The following is a 25,156-nucleotide window of genomic DNA, read 5'->3' as shown; positions in this document are numbered from 1 at the left end:
CGCCAGCAGCTACTTGTCCTCCTCGGGCTTCTCGGTCTGCATCTGCACCGACGGTTTGCTTTTGTCACCGTCCTTGTTGGGTGCATCGTTGGAATCGAAGCAGCCGCTCAACAGAAACATTGAGCAGAACCCCAGACATACGCAGATTTTCTTCATGACAATCTCCTTTCAGCAGTGGTATTGCTACCCGGTTCAAGCTTGACCTAGCATCGTTTACCTTCTTCCGGGATGTGCGCAAATTCATTGCAGGACTGCATCGGGCTCTCAGCCCTTACTGTGCTCCGGCGACGAAGGCCCTTCCTTGACGCCGCGCGGGCCAGCGATGCCCCATACGATCAGGCCGAGCACCGGGAACACAATCAAACCGATCGCCCAGGCGGCTTTGACGCCGACGCTCTTGTTGCTGCGAAACACACTGACAATCGCCCACAGGTCGACCAGCAGAATGATCACCGCCACGGCGATGGAGAAGTAACTCGCTGCCTCGTTCATTTCGCAATCCTCCGATGACTTGTAAGCATTGGGCTGCGGGGCTTTTTCAGCGTTCAAAAAAATTGCGCGTGCGCGGCGCCAAAGGCTCAGCCGCCTTCCGCATCCTGGCGGATCACGGAAATCTTGCCGTTGCGCTCGATGATCGCGAACTTGATCTGGTCGATGGTTTCAATGCCCTGACTGGAGCGCGCCGCCTCCATGACATCCGCCTCGACCAGCCGCGCATGGCGCAGACGCCGCTGCAACAGCTTGCCGTTCTCGACAATGATCGTTGGTTCACCATCGATCAGCCGCGAGATCCAGCTGGAACGCTGCTTGAGCAAAGAGAACCCAACGTCGATGGCGATCAGGGTGATGATCACCAGAAACGCATTGGTCAGGGAAAAATCATCACCAAGCAGCGCTTGCTGGGTGGCTTCACCGATGATCATCAGCAAGACGAAATCAAACGTCGTCAGCTCGGCCAACGAACGCCGACCGGCAATTTTGAACAGCACCATCAGTGCCAGATACATCGCGAGTGCGCGCAACACCGAGTCCATGGGTCACCTATGGATAAATGAATTGAATGAGCTTCACTTCGCTCGAGCCCGGCGCGCCGATATGGCTGCGAAACAGGCCCAGTCCGTCACCGCGCAGGGTCAGATAAAGCGTTGCCTGGCCCTGCGCATCCGCCTGCAACCACAAACGCATGCCCTGCGCTGAACTGCGCATACGCACTGGCGCCGGTTGCATGGTTTCGATGCTGAAGCCATCGAGCATCTCGCCGCCGATGTCCAATTCGACGATAGCTTCAGGTGTCGCGTGCACGCTGAGTTTCAGCGGGTTGGTCGAGCCGTTGCGGTGGAACATCTCGTACTCGACCTGGACTTTGCCATCGTCGCTGCGGGCGTCCTGCGAACTGAGCACGCCCCGGGAAAACAGCCCCAACAGACCCAGCAGCATGCACAGCACCAGCAGATACCAACCGATGCGCTCGAAGCGCCAGACCTTCAGTTGATAGGCCATGTCCTCCTGCACCGGGAACTGCCGACTGCGCAGATCGGGATGCTCAGCGTCAGGCTTCATCGGCGCCACCCTCCTTCGCCGCGCAAGGCGCGACGGTGATAGGCCGGCAACTGCTGCAAGGCGAACTCACAGGCCAGGGTCTGCACTTCACTGCGCGATCCGGGAAACCATTGCCGGGTGCTGAACAGAAAATGTTGGTCATCGAACTGGAATGCCCAGGCGAAACACACCGTACCGGCCTTGATGCCGTCCATATCATCGGGTCCGAGAATGCCGGTGGTGGCGACCGCGACGTTGGCCGTGCTGTCGCGCAACGCACCAATGGCCATTTCACTGGCAACTTCCACGCTGGTCAGATTGAAGGTTTCCATGGTCGCCGGGCTCACGTGGAGCAAGCGCTGCTTGGCTTGCGGCGAATAGACCACGTAGCCGCATTCGATCAGCTCGCCGCTGCCGGGCACTTCCGACAGCAACATGACGATTTCCCCGGCCGTGCAGGATTCGGCGGTGGTGATGATCAGCGAATGTTGGCGCAGGTATTCAATCGTTTCCTTGGCGATGGACATGGCACGCTCTCGAAGCTGTTATTGCCGGTTGACCGCTCGCTGTGCGGATCATTCCGCTGGACTGGATGAGCGTATACCCGCCTCTTCCAGTGAAAGTTTTCCGCCCTGTTCGGCACGATCACCTACCCTCATAGACTGTGTGATCCACTCGAGCCCGCCGCCCCCATGCGCTGTTCATTCAAGTCGTTGTTTTTGGTTCTGTTGCTGCTGCTGATGCCGGGCAGCGCTGCGCCGTGGGCAGCGGACCTTGCCGCGCCGGCGAACTCAGGCGCAGCGCCGCTACCTGTGATTTCGCAAAGCGATCTGCAAGCCCTGCAACAACGCCTCGACGGGCTCAAGCAGCAGATCTCGGCAGCGAACAATTACAACCAGCTCGAAGGCCCGCAGGATCGGGTGCAGGCGTTCATTCTCGATGTCGATCGGTTGTCGGCAGCGCTGTTGCCGCAACAGGCGCAACTGGCGGTGCAACTGGGCGTGCTCGGCACCGCTCCAGACGCTGAGGTGGCTGCCGAGCAAGCCGATATCGTCGCGCAACGGGCTGCGCTGGCGGAACAGAAAAGCAAGGTCGACGGCACCCTGAAAAGCCTCGCCGCACTGAAACAGAATGCCGCCGACCTGATCACGCAAATCGCCGGCATCCGCCGCACGCTACTGGAAAGCGAACTGACCCTGAGCACGCGCAGTGTGTTGAGTCCGCAGTTCTGGGCGCCACTGATCAATCCAAGCGAGGACGACCGCCAGCGCCTGCGACTGTTCGTCGAGCAGGTGGCTGACGTATGGGCCACGGTCTGGGCGCCGGGCGAGCGGTTTTACACCTGCGTACTGGTGCTGCTGGCGCTGCTGATCTGGACCTTCGGCCGACGTCTGGCTGAGCGCGGGCTGACCTGGTTCTGCATTCATCGCGTGGCGGAGGGCCGACTGCGCCGCAGTGCCTTGGCCTTCGCCTCAGCCATAGCGACCTTCATCACCACCGCCATCGCCCTGAAGCTGCTGTTCTACGCCTGCACCCGCCACGACGCCCTGCCGCCGGTGCTGGAAACCTTCTCCGAAGAGTTCGAAAAAGTCGTCTATGCCTGCGTGCTGATCACCGGGCTCAGCCGTGCATTGCTGTCCACCGAGCACCCGTCGTGGCGCCTGCCGGCAATTGCTGATCCAGTGGCGCTGGCCCTCAAGCCTTATCCGCGAATCCTCGCCTGCGCGTTGCTGGTGTTGGTGACGCTGGTGCAAGTCGCCAATGCCACAGGCATGAGCAGCCACATCGTGATGGCCGGGCGCGGCGTGATTTCCATGGTGGTGCTGGCGATCATCGGCACGATGCTGGTGCGCGTGGGCAAAGTGCGCAAGGCCTTGGTCGCCGCCAACGACGCTTCGGCGACGAACAGCGTGTTCGCCGGGCTGATCTACAGCGTCGCCAGCGTCTCGATGTTTGTCACGGCCATTGCCCTGCTTGCCGGCTATGTTTCGCTGGCGCGGTTCATCAGTTATGAACTGGTGTGGAGCTACGTCGTGCTGTCGGGTTTCTATTTGCTCATTCAGTTGGTCAAGGACGCCTGTGAACACCTGTTTTCACCGAAACACGCGAGCGGCCAGGCGCTCAAGCAATTGCTCGGGGTCAGCGATCGACGCCTTGAGCAAACGTCGATCCTGTTGTCCGGCGTCAGCCGCGCCGGCCTGATGCTGATGGCGCTGATTTCGTTGTTTGTCGGCGGCATCGGCACCACGCTCGGCCAACTGGTCACCAACATCATGTCGATTCTTGGCGGCGCCGGTTTGCGCAAGCTGAATATCGTCCCCGGGCACCTGCTCAATGCGCTGCTGGCGCTGCTGATCGGCATCTGGCTGATCCGTACATTGAGCCGCTGGCTCGACAACGAATTCCTGCCCAAGACCGACATGGACCCGGGCATGTGCGCGTCGCTGAGCACGCTGTTCTCCAATATCGGCTACGCCTTCGTGATTCTGCTGACGCTGTCGTCGCTGGGCGTGCAGTGGACCAATCTGGCGTGGATCGTCAGTGCGCTATCCGTCGGTATCGGCTTTGGCTTGCAGGAGATCGTCAAGAACTTCGTCTCCGGCCTGATTCTGCTCACCGAGCGCCCGGTCAAGGTCGGCGACCTGATCAGCATCAGCGGCGTCGAGGGCGACATCCGCCGGATCAACGTGCGCGCCACGGAAATCCAGCTCAGCGACCGCTCGATTGTGATCGTGCCCAACTCGCAGCTGATCTCGCAGAACCTGCGCAACGTTACCCTCGGCGGCAGCGCTCAGGGCGTGGCATCGCTGGAGCTGGTGTTTCCGTTGGATATCGATCCTGAGCAGGTCAAACAACTGCTGCTGGATGCGTATCACGAGAACGAAACCATTCTCGATAAACCGGCGCCATTCGTGCGTTTCAGCAAGTTGTCCCCGGACGGCATAACCCTCACGGTCACCGGCTATGTGGGCAGCCCGAGGATTGTCGGGCTGACCAAGAGCGATTTGTTGTTTGAAGTGTTGAAGCGGTTGGGCGCGGCGGGGATCGCGCTGGCGAAGCCGCCAGCGGCGTGATCCGGTTAGCGCTTGCCCGAGTTGTCGATGCGGGCCGTGCTGCTGCGTGGCGTCAGCTCGAACGGCAGGACGACATGCCTTTCTGCCAGCGGCCGCTTTTCGATCAGGGCAATCAACATCTCGACCGCCTTGGCCCCGAAGGCCTCAGCCGGTTGCGAGATGGTGGTCAGCGGCGGATCGCAGAACGCAGCCATGGGAATGTCATCGAAACCCACCACTGAAATATCCTCGGGCACACGCAGCCCAGCCTGCCGGATGCGCTTGAGTGCACCAATGGCCATTTCATCGTTTTCACAGAACAGCGCACTCGGTCGCTCGGCCAATGCGAGCATCTTTTGCGCGCCGGCAAAACCGGCCTCGAGGCTGAAATTGCCATGGCAGATCAGTGCTTCATCGATGGCAATCCCGGCTTCGCGCAATGCCGCTTCGTAACCCGCCAGTCGATCCAGGGTCAGCGGGCTGTTTTTCGAGCCCTTGATCAGGCCGATGCGTCGGTGTCCCAGGGCGATCAGGTGGTCGGTCATGTCTTTGGCGGCGGCGACGTTGTCCAGGCTGATGGTTGGATAACGCCCGGCCTTGAGCACTTCGCAGGCGTTCACGATCGGCGGCACATCGGCGTCGGCCGGGGCGTTTTCGAAAGGATCGTAGGCGCGCAACTGGATCACCCCGTCGGCCTGATAGGCGTACACCAGCTCGGCGAATTGTCGCTCCAGCTCTTCCCGGCCCTGGGTGTCGCACAGCAGCAGGCGATAACCGGCTGCCTGCGCCGCTTGCTGCGCGCCGCTGATGACCCGGGCGAAAAAGGTGTTGGCGATGGTCGGCACCAGAATCACCAGATTGCCGGTGCGCCGCGAACGAAACTGCACGGCCATCAGGTTCGGCCGATAGCCGGCCTGCTCCACGGCGGCCATGACGCGCTCACGGGTTGGCGCGAGCACACGCTCGGGCGATTTCAAAGTCCTCGAAACCGTCGCCACGGAAACCCCGGCCAGCCGAGCCACTTCGCGAATATTGGACAAAAACACCTCGTTGATTCATGCCGATCAGGCGCGGAGCTTACCGCAGGCGACGAGCGATCGAAACGCTGTCGATCATCCGCTGGCATTTGACACTCGGCTAATTCAAGCCTAGATTTCGCCCACGATGTAACCGGTTACATCGCTCATCAACATTGCATCCAGCTACCGAGACGACTGCCATGTACGCTGCCGCAAAAATAAGAATGGGTTTTGTTGGAGGCGGTGAAGGTTCATTCATTGCCCGTGCCCACCGGCAAGCCGCCGGCCTCGACGGACGCTTCGAACTGGTCTGCGGCGCATTCAGCCGCGACTCGGAGAATAATCAGCGCACAGCTGCGGCCTTGGGTGTCGCGGCTGAGCGTTGTTACGGCGACTGGCAAACCCTGCTCGCCCGCGAGGCCGCACTGCCCGCCGAGCAGCGCATGCAACTGCTGGTCATCGTCACTCCCAATCATCTGCACGCACCAATTGCCCGTGAGGCATTGAGCGCCGGTTTTCATGTGTTCAGCGAGAAACCCGCGGCGCTGAACCTCGCCGAGGTGCAGGCGCTGCACTCGGTGGTCATCAACAGCCAGCGAATTTACGGGCTGGCGCACACCTACCTCGGTTACGCGATGGTCTGGCAGGCCCGCGAAATGGTCGCCAGCGGCGTGCTCGGGCGCGTGCGCAAAGTCCTCGTCGAGTACCCGCAAGGCTGGCTCAGCACCGATGTCGCCGGGCAAGGCAACAAGCAGGCCGGCTGGCGCGACGACCCGACGCAATCCGGGATCGGCGGCTGCATCGGCGACATCGGCACCCATGCGTTTTCCCTCGCCGAGTTCGTCACCGGCCAGTCGATTCAATTCATCAGCGCGATGCTCGGCTCGCATGTCGAGGGTCGGCAACTGGATGACGATGTGGCGATGCTGTTCAAAATGCGCGACGGCGCCAGTGGTGTATTGCTCGCCAGTCAGGTCTGCGCCGGTGAGGAAAACCCGCTGAAGATCCGCGTCTACGGTGACAAGGGTGGGCTGGAATGGCGTCAGGAAGAGCCGGCCAGTCTGATTCATCGACCGTTGAATGAACCGATGCGTATTCTGCGATCCGGAGTCGGTCAGCCGTGGTTGTGTGACGCTGCCAGTCAGCGCATGCGCCTGCCCGCCGGGCATCCCGAGGGTTATCTGGAAGCGATGGCCAACCTGTACGGCGATCTCGCCGAGGCGATTGTTCAAGGCGTCGAAGGCCATCAGGCCCCGGGCATACCGGGCATCGAGACCGGCCTGCGCGGCATGGCCTTCATTGAAACCGCCATCGCCAATCACCTTGGCAATGAAAAGTGGAGCGAGATACCCGGCCCACTGACAGGAGCCCAGCACAATGAACAGTGATCAGCAAAATTTGACTGGCCTGAAAGGTCCGGGGATTTTCCTCGCGCAATTCATCGCCGACGAAGCGCCTTTCGACTCCCTCGCCAACATCGCCGAGTGGGCAGCCTCGCAAGGCTATAAAGCCATTCAGGTACCGACCCTCGGCACGCGTTTCATCGATTTGCAGCGCGCCGCTGAGAGCCAGGATTACTGCGACGAACTCATCGCCGTCTGCGCCCGCGCGGGTGTAGTGATCAGCGAGTTGTCGACGCACCTGCAAGGACAATTGGTCGCTGTGCATCCGGCGTTCGACAGTCTGTTCGACGACTTCGCCCCGCCAGCGCTGCGCGGCAAGCCGCAGGAGCGCACCGAGTGGGCCATCGAGCAGTTGAAACTAGCGGCCCGTGCCAGCCAGCGTCTCGGACTCAAGGCCCATGCGACCTTCTCCGGCGCACTGCTCTGGCCCTACGTCTATCCATGGCCGCAACGTCCGGCCGGTTTGGTCGAGCAAGGTTTCGCCGAACTGGGCAAGCGCTGGCTGCCGATCCTCGATTGCTTCGAAGAGGCTGGCGTTGATCTGTGCTACGAAATCCATCCCGGCGAAGACTTGCATGACGGCGCGTCGTTCGAGCAGTTTCTTGAGGCGGTGAATCATCACCCCCGCGCCGCAATTCTCTATGACCCGAGCCACCTGCTGCTGCAGCAAATGGATTACCTCGGCTTCATCGACCGTTACCACCAACGCATCCGCATGTTCCACGTCAAGGATGCCGAGTTCCGCCCCGATGCGCGCTCCGGCGTCTACGGCGGCTATCAGGGCTGGGTCGAGCGTCCCGGGCGCTTCCGCTCGCTGGGCGACGGCCAGATCGATTTCAAATCGATCTTCAGCAAATTGTGCCAATACGACTTCAACGGCTGGGCCGTGCTGGAGTGGGAATGCTGCCTGAAAGACTCTGCACAGGGCGCGGCGCAAGGCGCGGCGTTCATCGAGCGACACATGATCCGCAAGACCGCCAAGGCCTTCGACGATTTCGCCGGGGTCAGCGCCGATGCCGCTTCCAACCGGCGCCTGCTCGGCCTGACCGACGACTGATTCATCCGCGTTACCGACATAAAAACAATACGGTGATCTGAAATGAACGTAATGAATGCGCGACTGAGCGTGATGATGTTTTTGCAGTTCTTTATCTGGGGCGGCTGGTTCGTCACCCTCGGCACTTTTCTGGCCACCACGCTCGCTGCCAGCGGCGGCCAGGTCGGCATGGCCTTCGCCACGCAATCATGGGGTGCGATTCTGGCGCCGTTTGTCATTGGCTTGATTGCCGACCGGTTTTTCAATGCCGAACGCATTCTGGCGGTGCTGCATCTGCTGGGCGCGGTGCTGCTCTATCAGCTCTATCGCGCCGCAGACTTCAGCGCGTTTTATCCCTATGTGCTCGCCTACATGATGGTCTACATGCCGACATTGGCGCTGGTGAACGCCGTGGCGTTCCGCCAGATCAAAGACCCGGCGCTAGAGTTCTCGCGCATTCGCGTATGGGGCACAGTGGGCTGGATTGTCGCCGGTGTGGTGATCAGCTTCGTGTTCGCCTGGGACTCGCAACAAAGCATCGCGGCGGGAGGCTTGCGCAATACGTTCCTGATGTCCGCCGTCGCGTCGCTGTTGTTGGGGCTTTACAGCTTCAGTCTGCCGAACACTGCGCCGCTGAAAAGCGCAGCGGGCTCATCAAGCCTCAAGCAGATGCTCGGCGTCGATGCGTGGGGTTTGCTCAAGGATCGCAGCTATCTGGTGTTCTTTCTCGCCTCGATCCTGATCTGCATTCCGCTGGCCTTCTATTACCAGAACGCCAACCCGTTTCTCGCGGAGATCGGCGTGACCAACCCGACAGCGAAGATGGCCATCGGTCAGGTGTCGGAAGTGCTGTTCATGTTGCTGTTGCCGCTGTTCATCCATCGTTTCGGCATCAAGATCGCCCTGCTGGTCGGCATGGCTGCCTGGGCGTTGCGTTACGTGCTGTTTGCCTTCGGCAATAACGACGATCAGGCATTCATGCTGCTGATCGGCATTGCCCTGCACGGCGTGTGCTATGACTTCTTCTTCGTGTCCGGGCAGATCTACACCGATGCAAAAGCACCGGAACGCTTCCGCAGTTCGGCGCAAGGTCTGATCACTTTGGCCACGTACGGGTTGGGCATGTTGATTGGCTTCTGGATTGCGGGACGGATTACTGACCACTTCACTTCGAGTGCGGGCCATGACTGGAGAAGTATCTGGCTATTTCCAGCCGGTTTTTCCGTGGCGGTGCTGCTGTGTTTCTGGGCGACGTTCAAGGGCCGCGATCGGGACAAGGCTGTGTTGCCGACTGCGGTTTAGAGCAGAGTTCTAATGCATGAACAGAACGAATGCCGCCTGTGGTTTAGGCGGCATTCGCTATCGATGCTCATGGTTGCGCTCAAGCGGTGCGACGTTCGAGCAGACGGTCTGCGCCACCTTCGGCAACCCGATTGCCTTGCAGATGATCGGAGCCATCAGAGGCTACTGCATCGCTGAACAGTGGATCGGTTTCGGTGGCGGCAACTGCGTCGCTGAATAGCGGGTCGGTTTCGGTGGCGGCTACTGCGTCGCTGAACAGACGATCAGTTTGAGTAGCGGCCACCGCGTCGCTGAACAGTGGGTCGGTTTCGGTGGCGGCGAAGGCGTTCAGTGCAAAAACCGAGAAAGCGATACCGAGGATAGTCTGGCGTTTCATGATGATGTGCTCCGAGTTGCAGTGGTTGGGTATGGAACCGATCTTACGCCGCACCGTGGATATGAGAACTTCATTGACTTAATGGTTGTTATTGACGCAATCAATGATGAGTTGAGTAAAAGCAGCTGCTTACCTAACCGTTAAGCTGGTGCTTACGCGTCCAGACGAAACGCCCTACAAAGTCTAAAGCACAAAACTGACAAATCGTATTTCTGACAGCTTTACGCAAGCAAAAAAAGACCCGAATCGATCGAAACCGAAACGGGTCTTTCCCACTCAGACGACCCTTATTTCAAGTCGTCAAAGTGATCTCGCAGGAACTCGTAAAAGCGCAAAGCTTTCAACAATCTCCATACAAGGCTCAGCGTACGCAGCAAAAGCTTCATACGTTTTGGCCTCCAGGGCTGGCGGCCAAACCTCCAGCAAACTTACCGGACCATGCGTGCCTTCAGCCTACATGCTGGTGTGGCTAGTGAGGCGGCCGGTTGAAATCCCTCCGAGACAACATTCCGGCGCGGGTGCGAATCCGCGTCAGAGGGCGTGAAACCTTTTGCGCCCCCCAGCCAAACCTCACTGCTCTACCAACAAGATGAGCGTGGGCATCTTAACGCAGAAATCAGAAGAGAAAACCCGAGTAACCAAGGTTATCCTGCGGCTACGCCTGAACCTTTGTAAAATCGTATTTCTGACAATGTTTATTGACAGATCTGAATTCAGTTGCATGCGCTGGCCGCTCCGAAAAAACCTCCCACATCACGCTAAACCTACGTTGCACTGACGGGAGAAACTTAATACCATGCGCGGACATGTTGGTGTGGCTAGTGAAGCACATGGCCTCGGCTCCAAACCGAGGATTGAAAAACCGCCCCGCGAAGGCGGTTTTTTTTCGTCTGTGTTTTCTGGTCCCCCTCCCATCCAAGGCACATTGCCTGACTCGATCCCCCTGCGCCCCTGCACAAATCTTCTAAACACTCTTCTCCCCCACGCGGTATTTTAGAAACGCCCCTGCTCAACCGCCCTATGGAATCCTCCCATGGACAAACGCAACTGGATCTCTCTCTCCCAGGATGTCGATACCGGGATCGAGTCGATTCGTGCGCATTTCCGTGGGCATGCCTACGATCCGCACTGGCATGACAGCTTTCTCGTCGGCGTTACCGAGCAAGGCGTCCAGCAATTCAACTGTCGCCGGGTGCGTCATCGCAGTACGCCGGGGCATGTGTTTCTGCTCGAGCCGGGAGAAATCCACGATGGCCATGCGCCGACCGAGGACGGCTTTACCTATTCGATGCTGTATCTGGATCCGCACTGGCTGGAGCGCGAACTGCACGCGCTGTTCGAAGACGCGCCCGCCGACAGTCAGCCAGGCTTTGCCGACACCCTGAGCCACGATCCGCGCCTGTCGACTGCGATCGTGCAAGCCTTCCACGCGTTACATGACGGCGATCTGCGCATCGTCCGGCAGACTGCGCTGGATGGCCTGCTGGCGTCCCTCACCCGCCACCTCGACTGGCGCAAGCGTCAGCACTTCGATCCGCGCCTGCCACTGGTTGCCCAGGTTGCGCGGGACTATCTGCATGCCCACACCTATGAAGACATCGGCCTCGACGACCTAGCGCAAGCCTGTGGTGTCGATCGTTTTCGCCTGACCCGCGCGTTCAAGGCCGCTTTCGGTCTGGCACCCCACGCCTATCTGATCCAGTTGCGCCTGGCCAAGGCGCGGCAATTGCTCGCGCGCGGCGAGACGCCAGCGCAGGTGGCCAGCGTGCTCGGTTTTGCCGATCAGAGTCATCTCGGTCGCTGGTTCCGCCGCGCCTATCAATTGACCCCGGCGGACTACCGCAAACGCTGCTCAAATCTTCCAGACTGAGGCCCGCCCGCTGACGATCATGGTGTCCTGTTTCGACTTTCAGGAATTTGCACCATGGCTTCTTTACTGCCCTTTCTGCTGTTTGCTTTCGTCGCCTCGATCACTCCGGGGCCGACCAATATTCTGGTGCTGAGCCACAGTTCGCGGCGCGGATTGATTGCCACGTTGCCGATCATTTTTGGCGCGTGTGCGGCGGCCGCGTTGATCGTGCTGGTGGTCGGTCTCGGTGCTGGCGAAACCCTGTTGCGCTTTCCGCGCGTGCAGCAAGCCATGGCTTGGGCTGGCGTGCTCTGGTTGAGCTGGCTGGCGTGGCAGATCTTTCGCAGCCCGCCGCCATCCCTGGACCCGAAATCGCATGAACAAAGCTTGAGCGTATTCGGCGCGGCGCTGCTGCAACTGGTCAACCCCAAGGTATGGATGATGGCCGTGGCGGTGGTCAGCGTATTCGTCGGCGGCGGCGACAAGACGTTGCGCCTGTTGGTGTTGTCGCTGGCGTTTCTGCTGGTGTCGTTGCCGTGCATGACGCTCTGGGCATTGCTCGGCGTTGGCAGCGCGCGCTTGCTCAGCTCACCGCAGGCGTTCAAGCGCATGAACGCGGCACTGGCCCTTCTTCTGCTGCTCTCGGCCTGGCTGGCCGTGTTGGTCTAATGCCCGGTGGCTTGCCGGTATTCGCGTGGTGTAAACCCGGTCGAGGCCTTGAACTGACGGGTGAAAGCGCTGTGATCGGTGTAGCCGCATTGCAGCGCAACCTCGGTAATCGGCAAGTCGCTGTGCAGCAATCGATGCGCGTGTTCCAGGCGGACTTTCTGAATCATCTGCCGTGGTGTCAGGTGGAAAACGCGTTTGCAATAGCGCTCCAGTTGCGCCACGGAAATCCCGGCGATCCGCGTCAGTTCACTCAGCGTCACCCGCCGGTTGAAGTTGCCGCGAATGTATTCATCGACAGCCGCCAGGCGCTCGAACGCCGGGTGGGTTTCGCTGGCTGACTGCAGATCCACCGAGATCCCCACCAAGCCAATGATCAGACCTTCACGGTTATAGATCGGCCTCTTGTGGGTCAGGCACCAGCCCGGTTCGCGACTGCCATACAGGTGCAGTTCGAGCTGATCCTCCAACACGAAACCTTCCTCCAGCACTTTGCGATCCTGCTCGGTGTAACCCGGCCCCAACTGCGCCGGGAACACCTGCGCACTGGTTTTGCCGAGCAACGGGCGCAGGTCCTTCAAGCCACAACGCTGCACCAGCGTACGGTTGGCCAGCACATAACGCGCTTGCAGATCCTTGATGAAGATCGCCGCATTGGGGATCACATCGAGTATTGGCAACAGCTGCGCTGCACCGGCGACCATCTCTTCGAGGGTCTGCGCACGCAAGCCGTCAGTGCCTTGGCACAGGATCGAAAACGCTGACTGCATCAAAGACTTCCCCTCGAATTGAACCACCGCAAATGTCACTCGCCAGCAGATTGCAGCAACGTCGCGACCCTGTCGAGGCCGCGCATTCATCGGTGCCATTGTGCTGAATTCGTCATCGATCCCGGCATAAAACATCAATCGCCGCCACTGCCGGGCGGTGCAAAGTCTGCTCGTCCCCGTGACACAACTGCCTATCCAATAACTCACAAGAAGGCGATGCCATGTCAGGCCAAGGCAAGTTCAAAAAACAGCTTTCATTGATCGACCTCACCTTTATCGGACTCGGCGCGATCTTCGGCTCCGGCTGGTTGTTCGCCGCCAGCCATGTCTCGGCGATTGCCGGTCCGGCGGGGATTTTTTCCTGGTTGCTGGGCGGTTTCGCCGTGTTGCTGCTGGGCATCGTCTACTGCGAACTGGGCGCGGCATTGCCCCGTGCTGGCGGCGTGGTGCGCTACCCGGTTTATTCCCACGGCCCGCTGCTCGGCTACCTGATGGGCTTCATTACGCTGATTGCGTTTTCCAGTCTGGTGGCGATCGAAGTGGTCGCCTCGCGCCAATACGCGGCGGCATGGTTTCCCGGTCTGACCAAGGCTGGCAGTGGCGATCCGACGATCCTCGGCTGGCTGGTGCAGTTCGGCCTGCTCTGCGTGTTTTTCCTGCTCAACTACCGCAGCGTGAAGACGTTCGCCAAGGCCAACAATCTGGTCAGCGTGTTCAAATTCATCGTGCCGCTGCTGGTGATCGGCGTGCTGTTCACCTTCTTCAAACCGGAGAACTTCCAGGTTCAGGGATTCGCTCCATTCGGCCTGTCCGGCGTGGAGATGGCCGTCTCTGCGGGGGGGATCATCTTTGCCTATCTGGGCCTGACGCCGATCATTTCCGTCGCCAGCGAAGTGAAGAATCCACAGCGCACCATTCCCATCGCGCTGATTCTCTCGGTACTGCTGTCGACCCTGATCTACGTGCTGCTGCAAATGGCCTTTCTCGGCAGCATCCCGACGGAAATGCTCGCCAACGGCTGGGCCGGTATCAGCAAGGAATTCGCCCTGCCCTATCGCGACATCGCCCTGGCGCTCGGTGTGGGCTGGCTGGCGTATCTGGTGGTCGCCGATGCGGTGATCTCGCCGAGCGGCTGCGGCAACATCTACATGAACGCCACGCCGCGAGTGATCTACGGCTGGGCGCAGACCGGCACCTTCTTCAAGGTCTTCACCCACATCGATGAAAAGTCCGGCATCCCGCGTCCGGCGCTGTGGCTGACTTTCGCCCTGTCGGTGTTCTGGACCCTGCCATTCCCGTCGTGGGAAGCGCTGATCAACGTGGTCTCCGCCGCGCTGGTGTTGAGCTATGCGGTGGCGCCGGTGTCGGTTGCGGCGTTGCGGCGCAATGCGCCGGACATGCCGCGCCCGTTCCGGGTCAAGAGCATGGGCCTGCTTGGGCCGGTGTCGTTCATCATCGCCGCGCTGATCGTTTACTGGTCGGGCTGGAACACCGTGTCGTGGCTGCTCGGCCTGCAAATCCTGATGTTTGTCATCTACCTGTTCTGTGGCCGCTTTGTGCCCACCGCTCACCTGAGCCTGGCGCGTCAGGTGAGTTCATCGGCGTGGCTGATCGCCTTCTACGCGGTGACCATCGCGCTGTCGAAACTCGGCACCTTCGGTGGCCTGGGCATCCTCGCGCATCCGTTCGACACGATCGTCGTCGCCGCTTGCGCCACCGGCATTTACTACTGGGGTGCAGCAACCGGCGTGCCTGCCCATCTGCTGCGCCTGGACGAAGAGGACGAAGAAAGCGAAAGCCCTGCGCCCTCGTCCACCGTCACCGCCCGCCCTGCCGGCGCCTACTGAAATCATCCAACGGGATCTCTCCATGAAACGAGTACACGTCATCGATTCCCACACCGGCGGCGAGCCGACACGACTGGTGATGAGCGGCTTTCCCGAGTTGTCCGGCAACGACATGGCCGAGAAACGCGATGCCCTGCGCAGCCAGCACGATCAGTGGCGGCGCGCCTGTCTGCTCGAGCCACGCGGCAACGACGTGCTGGTCGGCGCGCTCTATTGCCCACCGGTATCGGCGGACGCCACTTGCGGGGTGATCTTCTTCAACAACGCCGGCTACCTGGGCATGTGCGGCCACGGCACCATTGGCCTGATCAATTCGTTGCAGCATCTGGGGAAAATCCAGCCGGGCGTGCACAAGATCGACACACCGGTGGGGCAAGTCAGCGCGACGCTGCACGACGATGGCTCGGTCACTCTGGGCAACGTGCCCGCTTACCGTTATCGCAAACAGGTACCAGTGGACGTGCCCGGTTTTGGTCGCGTAGTCGGTGATATCGCCTACGGCGGCAACTGGTTTTTTCTGGTTTCCGAGCATGGCCAGACCCTGACCATGGACAACGTCGAACACCTGACCGCGTACACCTGGGCCATGCTCAAGGCGCTGGAAGATCAGGGCATCTTCGGCGAAGACAGTGCGGTCATCGACCACATCGAATTGTTCGCCGATGACGATCAGGCCGACAGCCGCAACTTCGTCATGTGTCCCGGCAAAGCCTACGACCGCTCACCGTGCGGCACCGGCACCAGCGCCAAACTTGCCTGCCTGGCAGCCGACGACAAGCTTCAATCGGGCGCACCGTGGATACAGGCGAGCATCACCGGCAGCCAGTTCGAAGGCCGCTTCGAATGGGAAGGTGAACGCATTCGCCCGTTCATCACCGGCCGCGCCTACATGACCGCCGACAGCACCTTGCTGATCGACGAAACCGACCCGTTCGCGTGGGGCATCTGAACCGCCACGCCGATTTTTCACCTCGAATCAAACGAAATGCCAAGGAGTTGAACCATGAGCGACAACATCTTCACCGGTTGCATGCCGGCCCTGATGACCCCGTGCACCGCCCAGCGCAAACCGGACTTCGATGCGCTGGTGAGCAAGGGACGCGAGCTGATTGATATCGGCATGAGCGCCGTGGTCTATTGCGGCTCGATGGGCGACTGGCCGCTGCTGACTGAAGCCGAGCGTCAGGAAGGTGTGGCGCGCCTGGTCGCCACCGGGGTGCCGACCATCGTCGGCACTGGTGCGGTGAATACCCGTGAAGCGGTTTCCCACGCAGCGCATGCGGCGAAAGTCGGCGCGCAAGGCTTGATGGTCATTCCGCGCGTGCTGTCCCGTGGTGCTTCGGCGACGGCGCAAAAGGCCCACTTCGCCGCGATCCTGCAAGCCGCACCGAACTTGCCGGCGGTGATTTACAACAGCCCTTACTACGGCTTCGCCACCCGCGCCGATCTGTTTTTCGAACTGCGCCGTGAATACCCGAACCTGATCGGCTTCAAGGAATTTGGTGGGGGCGCGGACCTGCGCTACGCGGCCGAGAACATCACCTCCAAGGATGACGACGTGACGCTGATGGTCGGCGTCGATACGCAAGTCGTCCACGGTTTCGTCAACTGCAACGCCACCGGCGCCATCACCGGCATCGGCAACGCCCTTCCTCGCGAAGTGCTGCAACTGGTGGCGCTGAGCAAGCAGGCCGCGCAAGGCGATGCCAAGGCCCGGCGTCAGGCACGGGAGCTGGAATCGGCATTGGCAGTGCTGTCATCGTTCGACGAAGGCTGTGATCTGGTGCTGTATTACAAGCACTTGATGGTGCTCAACGGCGACAAGGAATACACCCTGCACTTCAACGAAACAGACGTGCTGAGCGACTCGCAACGGCGCTATGCCGAGAAGCAGTATTCGCTGTTCCGTCACTGGTACGAGAACTGGTCTGCCGAACAGAACTTCGCCTGACCACCACCTGCTGCGAGTCATCACGATTCGCGGCAGGCCTCGCTCATTTCACAGGAAGACACCATGACTCTGACGGGCAACATGCTGATCGGCCAGCAAGCCGTGACCGGTAATCGTCCAGCCTTTCGCGCGATTGATCCGGCGACCAACCAGGCACTTGAACCACAGTATGCCGGGGCGTCAGCCGAACAAGTGGAACAGGCCTGCGCCCTGGCCTGGGCAGCACAAGACGAATATCGCGAAACCAGCCTGAGCAGCCGTGCGGCATTTCTCGAAAGCATTGCCGAGCACATCGAAAACCTTGGCGATGAACTGATCGAACGCGCCCACGCCGAAACTGGTCTGTCACCTGCACGCCTTCAAGGCGAGCGTGGCCGCACCTGCTCGCAATTGCGCCTGTTCGCCCGTACGGTGCGCGCGGGTGAATGGCTGGATGTGCGCGTCGACAATGCGCAACCGCAACGCCAGCCACTGCCGCGCTCCGACCTGCGGCAACGACAGATTGCCCTGGGGCCGGTCGCGGTGTTTGGTGCGAGCAACTTTCCCCTGGCATTTTCCGTGGCCGGTGGCGACACCGCTGCGGCATTGGCGGCTGGTTGCCCGGTGATCGTCAAGGCGCACAGCGCGCATCCCGGCACCAGCGAACTGGTCGGCCGCGCAGTGGCGCAAGCGGTCAGGGCCTGCGCTCTGCCCGAAGGCGTGTTTTCCTTGTTGTTCGATTCGGGGTACGAAGTCGGCATCGCATTGGTCAGTGATTGGCGCATCAAAGCCGCTGGTTTCACCGGCTCGCGGGCTGGTGGGCTGGCCTTGATGAAAGCCGCGCAAGTGCGGCCGGAGCCGATTCCGGTGTATGCGGAAATGAGCTCGATCAACCCGGTAGTGCTGTTTCCTGCCGCGCTGGAAAATCGGGCGCAGGCGTTGGCCGAAGGATTTGTCGCGTCGCTGACACTGGGCGCCGGGCAGTTCTGCACCAACCCGGGATTGTTGATTGCCCGCAAAGGCCCGGCGCTCGACGGGTTTCTCGGCGCGGTAGCGGAACTGATCCCGCGCAGCGCGGCGCAAACCATGCTCACGCCCGGCATCTTCGGCGCCTATCAAGCAGGCGTGACTGCTCTGCAAGACAATCCCCGTGCGCGTGCGGTAGCGGTTGGCCAAGTTGGCAGCGGCCCAAATCAGTGCCAGGCGTATCTCTTCAGCACCGACGCGGCGGATTTCCTCGCCGATCAGCATTTGCAGGCTGAGGTGTTCGGCGCGACATCGCTAGTGGTGCAATGCAGCAGTGACGAGGAAATTCGTCAGGTCTGCGAACATCTGGAAGGTCAACTGACCGCGACCTTGCACATGGACGACGCCGACCTTGCACTGGCGCGCGCGTTGCTGCCAACCCTCGAGCGCAAGGCCGGGCGCTTGCTGGTCAATGGCTGGCCGACCGGCGTGGAAGTCTGCGATGCAATGGTGCATGGCGGGCCTTACCCGGCAACCTCGGATGCGCGCAGCACCTCGGTGGGCACTGCGGCGATCCTGCGTTTCCTGCGGCCGGTGTGCTATCAGGATTTCCCCGACAGCTTGCTGCCGACGGCGCTGCAACAGACCAATTCGCTCAACCTTCGGCGCTTGCTCGATGGCCAACGGGAAGCGACACACCATGGCGAATAACCCTTCGCACGACATCGCCGTGGTCGGCGCGGGAATCATCGGCGTCGCTTGCGCACTGCGTCTGGCGCGCCAGGGCCTGCGGGTGGTGGTCATCGATCAGCAGGAACCGGGGCATGGCGCTTCGTTCGGCAACGCCGGGCATCTGGCCACCGAGCAAGTCTTTCCGATCGCTGACGTGTCGATCCTCAAGCGCTTGCCGGCCATGTTGATGGACCCGATGGGGCCGCTACGCCTGGACTGGAAATACCTGCCGCGCGCCCTGCCGTGGTTCACCCGCTTGCTGCTGAATCTGCGGCCTGAGCCTTTTCAGAAAACCGTCGCCGGCTTGCGCGCGCTCAACGAAAGCAGCCTCGACGCGTGGCAGCGCTTGCTCAGCGATATCCAGCGCACTGATCTGCTCAAGGTTGACGGCTCGTTACTGGTCTTCGAAAAACCTGAATCCCGGCAGGCCATCGAAGCCTTGCAGGCGCGACTGCATCAGCAGCAGGTGCCGGTGGACTATTGGCAAGCGGGGGCGATCCGCGAAACGGCGCCGCAGCTCAGCGAACAGATTCGGGGCGGACTGTTTTTCCCGCGAACCGGGCATTTCCTTGACCCTTATCGCGTGGTGTGTGCGCTGGTCGAGTCGGCGCGCAGCAGCGGCGTGAGTTTTCTCAAACAGCAGGTTCAGGGCGGCTACGTGCAGGAAAACGGTGTCTTGTTGATGACCGGCAATGGCGGCGTAACGGCCAGCCGCGTGTTACTGGCCTGCGGTGCGCATTCGGCGAAACTCACCGCCGCGCTGACTGGCAAGCAAGTACCGTTGGACACCGAACGTGGCTATCACCTGATGCTGCCCAACGAGCATGATCGCCTGCCCTTCCCCGTCACCTCGCTGGAACGCAAATTCATCATGACGCCGATGCGCGATGGGCTGCGCCTGGCCGGCACGGTCGAATTCGCCGGACTGGAGCGGCCGGCGAACATGGCGCGCGCCTGGCAGTTGCAGCGCCTGAGCCAAGGCCTGTTTCGCAAGGACCTGAACGCTGATGGCGCCACACCGTGGATGGGCTTTCGCCCGTCGCTGCCGGATTCGCTGCCAGTGATTGATCAGGTTTGCGCCGGCAAGGTCTTGCTTGCCTTCGGTCATCAGCATCTGGGCCTGACGCAGGCGGCGGTGACGGCGGAGATGATCGGGCAGATGGTCTCAGGCGCGGCCGGCGAGTTGCCGAATGCCGACGCCTACCGACTGGCACGTTTCTAAGCGTGCTTCAGCGCGTCGCCGTGATGCATGGCCAGGTGGCCGGTCTTGTCGCTCTTGACCTCGTACTGCGGCGCGTCTTTCGAGGCTGGCCGGTGGCGGCCCATGAACTCGGTGTCGCGGGTGTGCACCTTGACCACTTTGCCGTGGATCTCGCCCGCCTCGGAATTCCAGCGCACCGCATCGCCGACTTTGAATGAGCTGCTCATCATTGCGTCCTCGCCTCTGGCTGTTGGTTTATGGAGCGGCGCGCGTCGGAGAAATTCCGCTTTTTTGCGAGGCGACCGAAGGCAGGCAAAAAAATCGAACGGCGAAAATCACCCGCACCTCCAATCTGCACAAGCCGTAGAAAACGGCCATGACGAGGTGTGAGATGAATAACGATCAAGGCAAGCAAGGTGACGATCCGCTCCCAACCACGCCCGACCCGCTGAGTCCGGGGCGTACCGAGGTCGATCCGATGAAGGAACGCGGCATCGACGAACTGCCCGACAACGAAGGCGAAATCCCGCTGGACGATGACAGTACCGGGCTGGATCCGGAGCGCGTACGTCAGGAAACCGATAACGCCGAGATGGACGACCAGCCCAATCCGCGTTGAGCCTGAACAGGCAGCCGTCGCCATACGGCTGCCTGTCGGTTGCGCAATCAACAGCAGAATCAGGCAAGCATTTCACAGAAATGCACTACTTCGCGCTCCGACCCAGGCGCAACAATGGGCGTCCGACAACCCATGGAGGATGCTCACATGCTCGTACAAGCCTATGGCGCCCACGCTGGCGACAAACCCCTTGAGCCCATGCAGATCAAACGCCGTGCGCCAGCCGCGCACGACGTACAGATCGATATCGCCTTCTGCGGCGTCTGCCATTCCGACCTGCATCAGGTGCGCGCCGAATGGGCCGGCACGCAATTCCCTTGCGTCCCCGGCCACGAAATCGTCGGCCGCGTCTCGGCGGTCGGCGATCACGTCAAAAACTACAAGGTCGGCGATCTGGTCGGTGTCGGCTGCATCGTCGACAGCTGTCAGCACTGCGATGACTGCGAATCCGGCCTGGAAAATTACTGCGACGGCATGATCGGCACCTACAATTTCCCGACCCCGGACGCACCGGGCTGGACCCTCGGCGGCTATTCGCAAAACATCGTCGTGCACGAGCGCTATGTGTTGCGCATCCGTCATCCCGAGGCGCAACTGGCCGCCGTCGCGCCGCTGCTCTGCGCCGGCATTACCACCTACTCGCCGCTGCGCCAGTGGCACGCTGGCCCCGGCAAGAAAGTCGGCGTGGTCGGCATCGGCGGCCTGGGCCACATGGGCATCAAACTGGCCCACGCCATGGGCGCCCACGTGGTCGCATTCACCACTTCCGAATCCAAGCGTGAAGCGGCCAAGGCACTGGGCGCGGACGAAGTGGTGGTGTCACGCAATGCTGAAGAAATGGCGGCACACACCAAGAGTTTCGACTTCATCCTCAATACCGTCGCAGCCCCGCACGATCTCGACGCCTTCCTCGTCCTGCTCAAGCGCGACGGCGCGTTGACCCTGGTCGGTGCGCCTGCCTCGCCGCATCCGTCGCCGAACGTGTTCAACCTGATCACCAAGCGGCGCGCCATTGCCGGTTCAATGATCGGCGGCATCCCTGAAACCCAGGAAATGCTGGATTTCTGCGCCGAGCACGGCATCGTCTCCGACATCGAGTTGATCCGCGCCGATCAGATCAACGAGTCCTACGAGCGTATGCTCAAGGGCGATGTGAAATACCGCTTCGTCATCGACAACGCAACGCTCGCCGGCTAAGCGCAAGCGCCCATCGGCAGCGCCGTGCTGCCGATGGTTCGAGTAATTCCATCACGTAATTGACAGCGCCAGCGTTGCTCGCCAGAGTCGCACCCCTTTTTCCACCGCAGGGTGAACAGGGGTTTGCGTTGAACCAACAGACATTGTCCATGCGTCTTGAGCGCGTCGCCGCCCATGTGCCGCTCGGCGCGAGACTGGCCGATATCGGCTCCGATCATGCTTACCTGCCGGTGGCCTTGCTGCGCCGGGGCCTGATAACAGCAGCGGTCGCTGGCGAGGTCGCGTTGACGCCGTTCCACGCGGCGCAACGCACTGTCAATGACAACGACCTGCTCGGCCAGATCAGCGTGCGCCTGGCCGATGGTCTGGCGGCAATCAAACCTGACGACGCCATCAGCGCCATCACCCTGTGCGGCATGGGTGGCGAAACCATTCGCGATATTTTCGACAGTGGTAAAGCCCATCTCAGCGGCCACGAACGATTGATCCTGCAGCCCAACGGCGGCGAGCAAGCGCTGCGCCAGTGGTTGATGGATAACAGTTACCGGATCGTTTGCGAAGAAGTGCTGCACGAAAACCGTTTCGACTATGAAATCATCGTTGCCGAGCCAGCCATTGAACCGCTTACTTACAACGCCAGGGAACTGTTTTTCGGACCGCTGCATCTGCAGGCGCGCGGCTCGGCATTTCTGCACAAATGGCAACGCAGGCTGAAGCAGCGGCAGAAGACGTTGGGGCAGTTTACGAGAGCGCAACAAGCGCTGCCGGAGGACAAAATTCTTGCGCTGAAGCAAGAGATGCAGTGGATCAGTGAATTGCTCGGGTGACTGTGCCGCCGTCTTCGCGAGCAGGCTCGCTCCCACAGGAAATTGCATTTCTCCTGAGGGAACACGGTCAACTGTGGGAGCGAGCCTGCTCGCGAAAGCGGTGTGGCAATCTACACAGCAACCAAGTTGGCCGCAGCCGTCGGAAAAACAAAAAGCCTGCTGTTGAAAGCAGGCTTTTTCGTGGGTGGTGAACTTACTTCTGCTGCGTCAGCGCCGAGTAGCTGTTCATCAGGTTGCGGTAGTTGGGAATCCGCTGCGACAGCAGATTGCCCAGGCCTTCGATGTCGTTGCGCCAGTCGCGGTGCAGTTCGCAGGCCACCGAGAACCAGTTCATCATCTGCGCGCCAGCCTGAGTCATGCGGCTCCACGCGGCTTGCTGCACGGTCGTGTTGAAGGTGCCGGACGCATCAGTCACTACGAACACATCAAAACCTTCCGCCAGCGCCGACAGGGTCGGGAACGCTACACACACATCCGTCACGACACCGGCAATGATGATCTGCTTGCGCCCGGTGGCCTTGATTGCCTTGACGAAATCTTCGTTGTCCCAAGCGTTGATCTGACCTGGGCGAGCGATGTACGGCGCGTCCGGGAACATTTCTTTCAGCTCTGGTACCAGCGGGCCGTTCGGGCCTTGTTCGAAGCTGGTGGTGAGGATGGTTGGCAGGTCGAAGAACTTGGCCAGATCCGCCAGCGCCAGCACGTTGTTCTTGAACTCGTTCGGCGAGAAGTCCTGCACCAGCGAGATCAGACCGGTCTGGTGGTCAACCAGCAGCACGATAGCGTCGTCTTTGTTCAGGCGGTTGTAGGTTGGAGTGGTCATGGTGTGCGTCCCTTTTCAAGTTTTGAGTTTTGTTGTTGCGTTCAAGTTGGGTACAGATTACTGACGCACAGCAAAGGGATAAATCAGCTGAAAAGCGTTTCACCGTCCACTCAAACCGGACAATCATTCGAGGCCCGCTCTGATTAGATACACCGAAGTACAAATGATGTACCTCAGCCCCCATTTATCAACTCCGCGCAACTTCCTAAAGTCCTCTCCAACAGCCACCCGCCATCCTGACGGGCCAGCGACAGAGGAAATCATCATGAGCACATCGAAAAAAGTAGTTGTCATCACCGGCGCCTCGCAAGGCATTGGTGCAGGTCTGGTCGAAGGCTTTCGCGCCCTTGGCCATCAAGTGGTCGCCACCTCGCGCTCGATCAAAGAGTCGAGTGACCCGGATGTCCTGACCGTTGCCGGCGACATTGCCGATCCGCAAACCGCCGAGCGCGTGATTCGTGCCGCCGTTGCCCGCTTCGGTCGCGTCGATACGCTGGTCAACAATGCCGGGATCTTTCTGGCCAAGCCGTTCACCGCTTACAGCCAGGCGGACTATGCCCAGGTCGTGGCGACCAACATGAGCGGCTTCTTCTACATCTCGCAACTGGCCATCGCCGAGATGGAAAAACACGGCAGCGGCCACGTCGTCAGCGTCACCACCAGCCTGGTCGATCATGCAATCGACGGCGTGCCTTCGGTTTTGGCGTCGCTGACCAAGGGTGGCATCAACGCCGCGACCAAATCCCTGGCGATCGAGTACGCCAAGCGTGGCATTCGGGTCAACGCGGTATCGCCGGGCATCATCAAAACGCCGATGCACGCCGAGGAAACCCATCAGGCGCTGGGCAGCCTGCACCCGGTCGGCCACATGGGGGAAATCGACGACATCGTGCAAGCGATCCTCTACCTCGACGGGGCGAATTTCGTCACTGGCGAGATCCTGCATGTCGACGGTGGCCAGAGCGCCGGCCATTGATCGAAACCCTGCAACGCCGCCGGTGGATACCGGCGGCGTCGTTGGTTGTGGTACACAGAGGATGAACGTCCGTCGATCCTCGGTGCGAGCCACAATGAAACGCCATTTTGAAGATTTGCAGTTAGGCAGTATCGAACTGTTCTGCCTGGCCGCCGAAGCCGGCAGCTTCACCGCCGCCGCGCAACTGGCCGGGGTCACGCCCGCTGCGGTGAGCCGGTCGATTCTGCGTCTGGAGCAACGCCTGGGTTCGCGACTGTTCGCCCGCACTACGCGCAGCATCCGCCTCACCGACGCCGGACGGAGCTTCTTCGAACAGTGCAGCCAGGCGTTGACGCAACTGGTCGAAGCGCAGCAGGAAGTCATGGGCGCACAGACTTCGCCGTCGGGTCGACTGCGCATCAGCCTGCCAACCACCTACGGGCATCACCGCATCCTGCCGCTGCTGCCGAAATTTCGTGCGTTGTACCCCGAGGTCACGGTCGACGTGCACTTGGGCAATCGCAATATCGACTTCGTTGAAGAAGGCTACGACCTGGCGATACGCGTACGCGCGCAACCGGACTCGACCCTGATCGCGCGCCTGCTGGAAGACGCCGCCCTGGTGGTGGTCGCCGCCCCCGAATATCTGCATAGAGCCGGCACGCCGCAGACCCTCGACGATCTCATTGCGCATGAGTGCATCCAGTTCGAATTGCCCAGCAGCGGGCGGCGGATTTCCTGGCTGTTTCAGGAAAACGGCCGAGACCTGGAAGTGATTTCCGACGGTGGCTATTCCTGCTCCGACGATGTGCTCGGCGGTGTGACGCTGGCCAAGCACGGCGCCGGGCTGTTTCAGACTTACCGGTTCATCGTCGAGCAGGAACTCGCCGATGGCCGCCTGATTGAAGTGCTGCAGCCGTACGCCGGACGTTCGCGCCCCTACACCCTGCTCTACCCGCACGGCCGCTATGTGCCGCAACGGGTGCGGGCATTTGTGGATTTTCTGCTGGGGTTTCGTGAGGAATGGGCGGAACCCGCGCGCTAAA

26 protein-coding genes are annotated in these 25,156 nt (G+C 60.8%); 16 read left to right on the top strand and 10 right to left on the bottom strand.

The annotated features are described in order from the left end of the window. Positions 1-9: 9 nt before the first annotated feature. From AB4N85_RS05850 to AB4N85_RS05830, 5 genes are all read right to left on the bottom strand, one after another. On the bottom strand, positions 10-156 hold the full coding sequence (locus AB4N85_RS05850) for a hypothetical protein (protein WP_460067324.1): 147 nt from the start codon (positions 154-156) through the stop codon (positions 10-12). Between the two features lie 108 nt (positions 157-264). After that, positions 265-492: a PLD nuclease N-terminal domain-containing protein gene (locus AB4N85_RS05845; protein ID WP_024012535.1), complete on the bottom strand. Its 228-nt coding sequence runs from the start codon at positions 490-492 to the stop codon at positions 265-267. An 86-nt stretch (positions 493-578) separates the two neighbouring features. Next, positions 579-1,034 carry a DUF421 domain-containing protein gene (locus tag AB4N85_RS05840; RefSeq protein ID WP_236169562.1) on the bottom strand — a complete coding sequence of 152 codons (456 nt, stop codon included), beginning with the start codon at positions 1,032-1,034 and terminating at the stop codon, positions 579-581. 7 nt (positions 1,035-1,041) lie between these two features. Continuing rightward, a complete protein-coding gene (locus tag AB4N85_RS05835; protein ID WP_252869229.1) occupies positions 1,042-1,560 on the bottom strand; it encodes a hypothetical protein in 519 nt (172 codons plus the stop codon). Next, a complete protein-coding gene (locus AB4N85_RS05830) occupies positions 1,557-2,066 on the bottom strand; it encodes a CinA family protein (protein WP_150635663.1) in 510 nt (169 codons plus the stop codon). The genes AB4N85_RS05835 and AB4N85_RS05830 overlap by 4 nt, the downstream gene beginning before the upstream one ends. A gap of 165 nt (positions 2,067-2,231) precedes the next feature. Here AB4N85_RS05830 and AB4N85_RS05825 point away from each other — a divergent pair, with 165 nt between their 5' ends. Beyond that, positions 2,232-4,613: a DUF3772 domain-containing protein gene (locus AB4N85_RS05825; protein WP_236169561.1), complete on the top strand. Its 2,382-nt coding sequence runs from the start codon at positions 2,232-2,234 to the stop codon at positions 4,611-4,613. 5 nt (positions 4,614-4,618) lie between these two features. On the opposite strand, the gene AB4N85_RS05820 is transcribed toward AB4N85_RS05825, so the two are convergent. Then, a complete protein-coding gene (locus AB4N85_RS05820) occupies positions 4,619-5,632 on the bottom strand; it encodes a LacI family DNA-binding transcriptional regulator (protein ID WP_252869228.1) in 1,014 nt (337 codons plus the stop codon). 203 nt (positions 5,633-5,835) lie between these two features. Here AB4N85_RS05820 and AB4N85_RS05815 point away from each other — a divergent pair, with 203 nt between their 5' ends. The 3 genes from AB4N85_RS05815 to AB4N85_RS05805 are packed head-to-tail and all read left to right on the top strand — an operon-like array spanning position 5,836 to position 9,352. Beyond that, positions 5,836-6,999, top strand: coding sequence for a Gfo/Idh/MocA family protein (locus AB4N85_RS05815; RefSeq protein WP_252869227.1), 1,164 nt, complete (start codon positions 5,836-5,838; stop codon positions 6,997-6,999). Next, positions 6,989-8,071 carry a sugar phosphate isomerase/epimerase family protein gene (locus AB4N85_RS05810; RefSeq protein ID WP_130912831.1) on the top strand — a complete coding sequence of 361 codons (1,083 nt, stop codon included), beginning with the start codon at positions 6,989-6,991 and terminating at the stop codon, positions 8,069-8,071. The genes AB4N85_RS05815 and AB4N85_RS05810 overlap by 11 nt, the downstream gene beginning before the upstream one ends. Positions 8,072-8,113: 42 nt before the next feature. Further along, entirely contained in the window at positions 8,114-9,352 is a 1,239-nt protein-coding gene (locus AB4N85_RS05805) for a nucleoside permease (protein WP_252869226.1), read from the top strand. Positions 9,353-9,431: 79 nt separating this feature from the next. Here the strand turns inward: AB4N85_RS05805 and AB4N85_RS05800 are convergent, their stop codons facing one another. Then, a complete protein-coding gene (locus AB4N85_RS05800; protein WP_042609596.1) occupies positions 9,432-9,728 on the bottom strand; it encodes a hypothetical protein in 297 nt (98 codons plus the stop codon). A gap of 1,033 nt (positions 9,729-10,761) precedes the next feature. Here AB4N85_RS05800 and AB4N85_RS05795 point away from each other — a divergent pair. Both AB4N85_RS05795 and AB4N85_RS05790 read left to right on the top strand, forming a co-directional pair. Beyond that, the gene (locus tag AB4N85_RS05795) at positions 10,762-11,598 is read left to right on the top strand and encodes an AraC family transcriptional regulator (RefSeq protein ID WP_252869225.1); all 837 of its coding nucleotides are present in this window, start codon (positions 10,762-10,764) and stop codon (positions 11,596-11,598) included. A gap of 54 nt (positions 11,599-11,652) precedes the next feature. Then, the gene (locus AB4N85_RS05790; protein WP_252869224.1) at positions 11,653-12,246 is read left to right on the top strand and encodes a LysE family translocator; all 594 of its coding nucleotides are present in this window, start codon (positions 11,653-11,655) and stop codon (positions 12,244-12,246) included. On the opposite strand, the gene AB4N85_RS05785 is transcribed toward AB4N85_RS05790, so the two are convergent. Then, positions 12,243-13,013, bottom strand: coding sequence for an AraC family transcriptional regulator (locus AB4N85_RS05785; RefSeq protein WP_150742712.1), 771 nt, complete (start codon positions 13,011-13,013; stop codon positions 12,243-12,245). The two genes, AB4N85_RS05790 and AB4N85_RS05785, sit on opposite strands and share 4 nt — an antisense overlap. Positions 13,014-13,234: 221 nt before the next feature. On the opposite strand from AB4N85_RS05785, the gene AB4N85_RS05780 reads away from it, so the two are divergent. The 5 genes from AB4N85_RS05780 (at position 13,235) to AB4N85_RS05760 (ending at position 19,710) form a co-directional block, all read left to right on the top strand. Beyond that, positions 13,235-14,860, top strand: coding sequence for an APC family permease (locus AB4N85_RS05780; protein ID WP_252869223.1), 1,626 nt, complete (start codon positions 13,235-13,237; stop codon positions 14,858-14,860). Between the two features lie 22 nt (positions 14,861-14,882). Beyond that, a complete protein-coding gene (locus tag AB4N85_RS05775; RefSeq protein ID WP_252869222.1) occupies positions 14,883-15,809 on the top strand; it encodes a 4-hydroxyproline epimerase in 927 nt (308 codons plus the stop codon). A 54-nt stretch (positions 15,810-15,863) separates the two neighbouring features. Beyond that, a complete protein-coding gene (locus tag AB4N85_RS05770) occupies positions 15,864-16,811 on the top strand; it encodes a dihydrodipicolinate synthase family protein (RefSeq protein WP_252869221.1) in 948 nt (315 codons plus the stop codon). A 63-nt stretch (positions 16,812-16,874) separates the two neighbouring features. Continuing rightward, positions 16,875-18,467 (top strand): aldehyde dehydrogenase (NADP(+)), encoded by a 1,593-nt coding sequence (locus AB4N85_RS05765; protein ID WP_252869220.1) that lies wholly within the window; start codon positions 16,875-16,877, stop codon positions 18,465-18,467. After that, positions 18,457-19,710 (top strand): NAD(P)/FAD-dependent oxidoreductase, encoded by a 1,254-nt coding sequence (locus AB4N85_RS05760; RefSeq protein ID WP_252869219.1) that lies wholly within the window; start codon positions 18,457-18,459, stop codon positions 19,708-19,710. Before AB4N85_RS05765 ends, AB4N85_RS05760 begins: the two co-directional genes overlap by 11 nt. Here the strand turns inward: AB4N85_RS05760 and AB4N85_RS05755 are convergent. Then, a complete protein-coding gene (locus AB4N85_RS05755; protein ID WP_051600414.1) occupies positions 19,707-19,916 on the bottom strand; it encodes a hypervirulence associated TUDOR domain-containing protein in 210 nt (69 codons plus the stop codon). The two genes, AB4N85_RS05760 and AB4N85_RS05755, sit on opposite strands and share 4 nt — an antisense overlap. 164 nt (positions 19,917-20,080) lie before the next feature. Here AB4N85_RS05755 and AB4N85_RS05750 point away from each other — a divergent pair, with 164 nt between their 5' ends. From AB4N85_RS05750 to AB4N85_RS05740, 3 genes are all read left to right on the top strand, one after another. Then, positions 20,081-20,308 carry a hypothetical protein gene (locus AB4N85_RS05750; RefSeq protein WP_056784730.1) on the top strand — a complete coding sequence of 76 codons (228 nt, stop codon included), beginning with the start codon at positions 20,081-20,083 and terminating at the stop codon, positions 20,306-20,308. Positions 20,309-20,455: 147 nt separating this feature from the next. Further along, positions 20,456-21,505 (top strand): NAD(P)-dependent alcohol dehydrogenase, encoded by a 1,050-nt coding sequence (locus AB4N85_RS05745; RefSeq protein ID WP_252869218.1) that lies wholly within the window; start codon positions 20,456-20,458, stop codon positions 21,503-21,505. 128 nt (positions 21,506-21,633) lie between these two features. Then, a complete protein-coding gene (locus tag AB4N85_RS05740; RefSeq protein WP_290127819.1) occupies positions 21,634-22,332 on the top strand; it encodes a tRNA (adenine(22)-N(1))-methyltransferase in 699 nt (232 codons plus the stop codon). 193 nt (positions 22,333-22,525) lie between these two features. Here the strand turns inward: AB4N85_RS05740 and ycaC are convergent, their stop codons facing one another. Then, positions 22,526-23,155, bottom strand: a complete 630-nt coding sequence (gene ycaC, locus AB4N85_RS05735) for an isochorismate family cysteine hydrolase YcaC (protein WP_016774235.1) — start codon at positions 23,153-23,155, stop codon at positions 22,526-22,528. 265 nt (positions 23,156-23,420) lie between these two features. On the opposite strand from ycaC, the gene AB4N85_RS05730 reads away from it, so the two are divergent. Next, positions 23,421-24,131: an SDR family NAD(P)-dependent oxidoreductase gene (locus AB4N85_RS05730; RefSeq protein ID WP_016774234.1), complete on the top strand. Its 711-nt coding sequence runs from the start codon at positions 23,421-23,423 to the stop codon at positions 24,129-24,131. A gap of 94 nt (positions 24,132-24,225) precedes the next feature. After that, positions 24,226-25,155: a LysR family transcriptional regulator gene (locus AB4N85_RS05725; protein ID WP_236169551.1), complete on the top strand. Its 930-nt coding sequence runs from the start codon at positions 24,226-24,228 to the stop codon at positions 25,153-25,155. Position 25,156 lies beyond the last annotated feature (1 nt).

The organism is Pseudomonas sp. H1_G08, from assembly GCF_054681355.1.
Note: the sequence above shows the minus strand (reverse complement) of the source record. Positions and strands in the feature narration are given on the sequence as shown.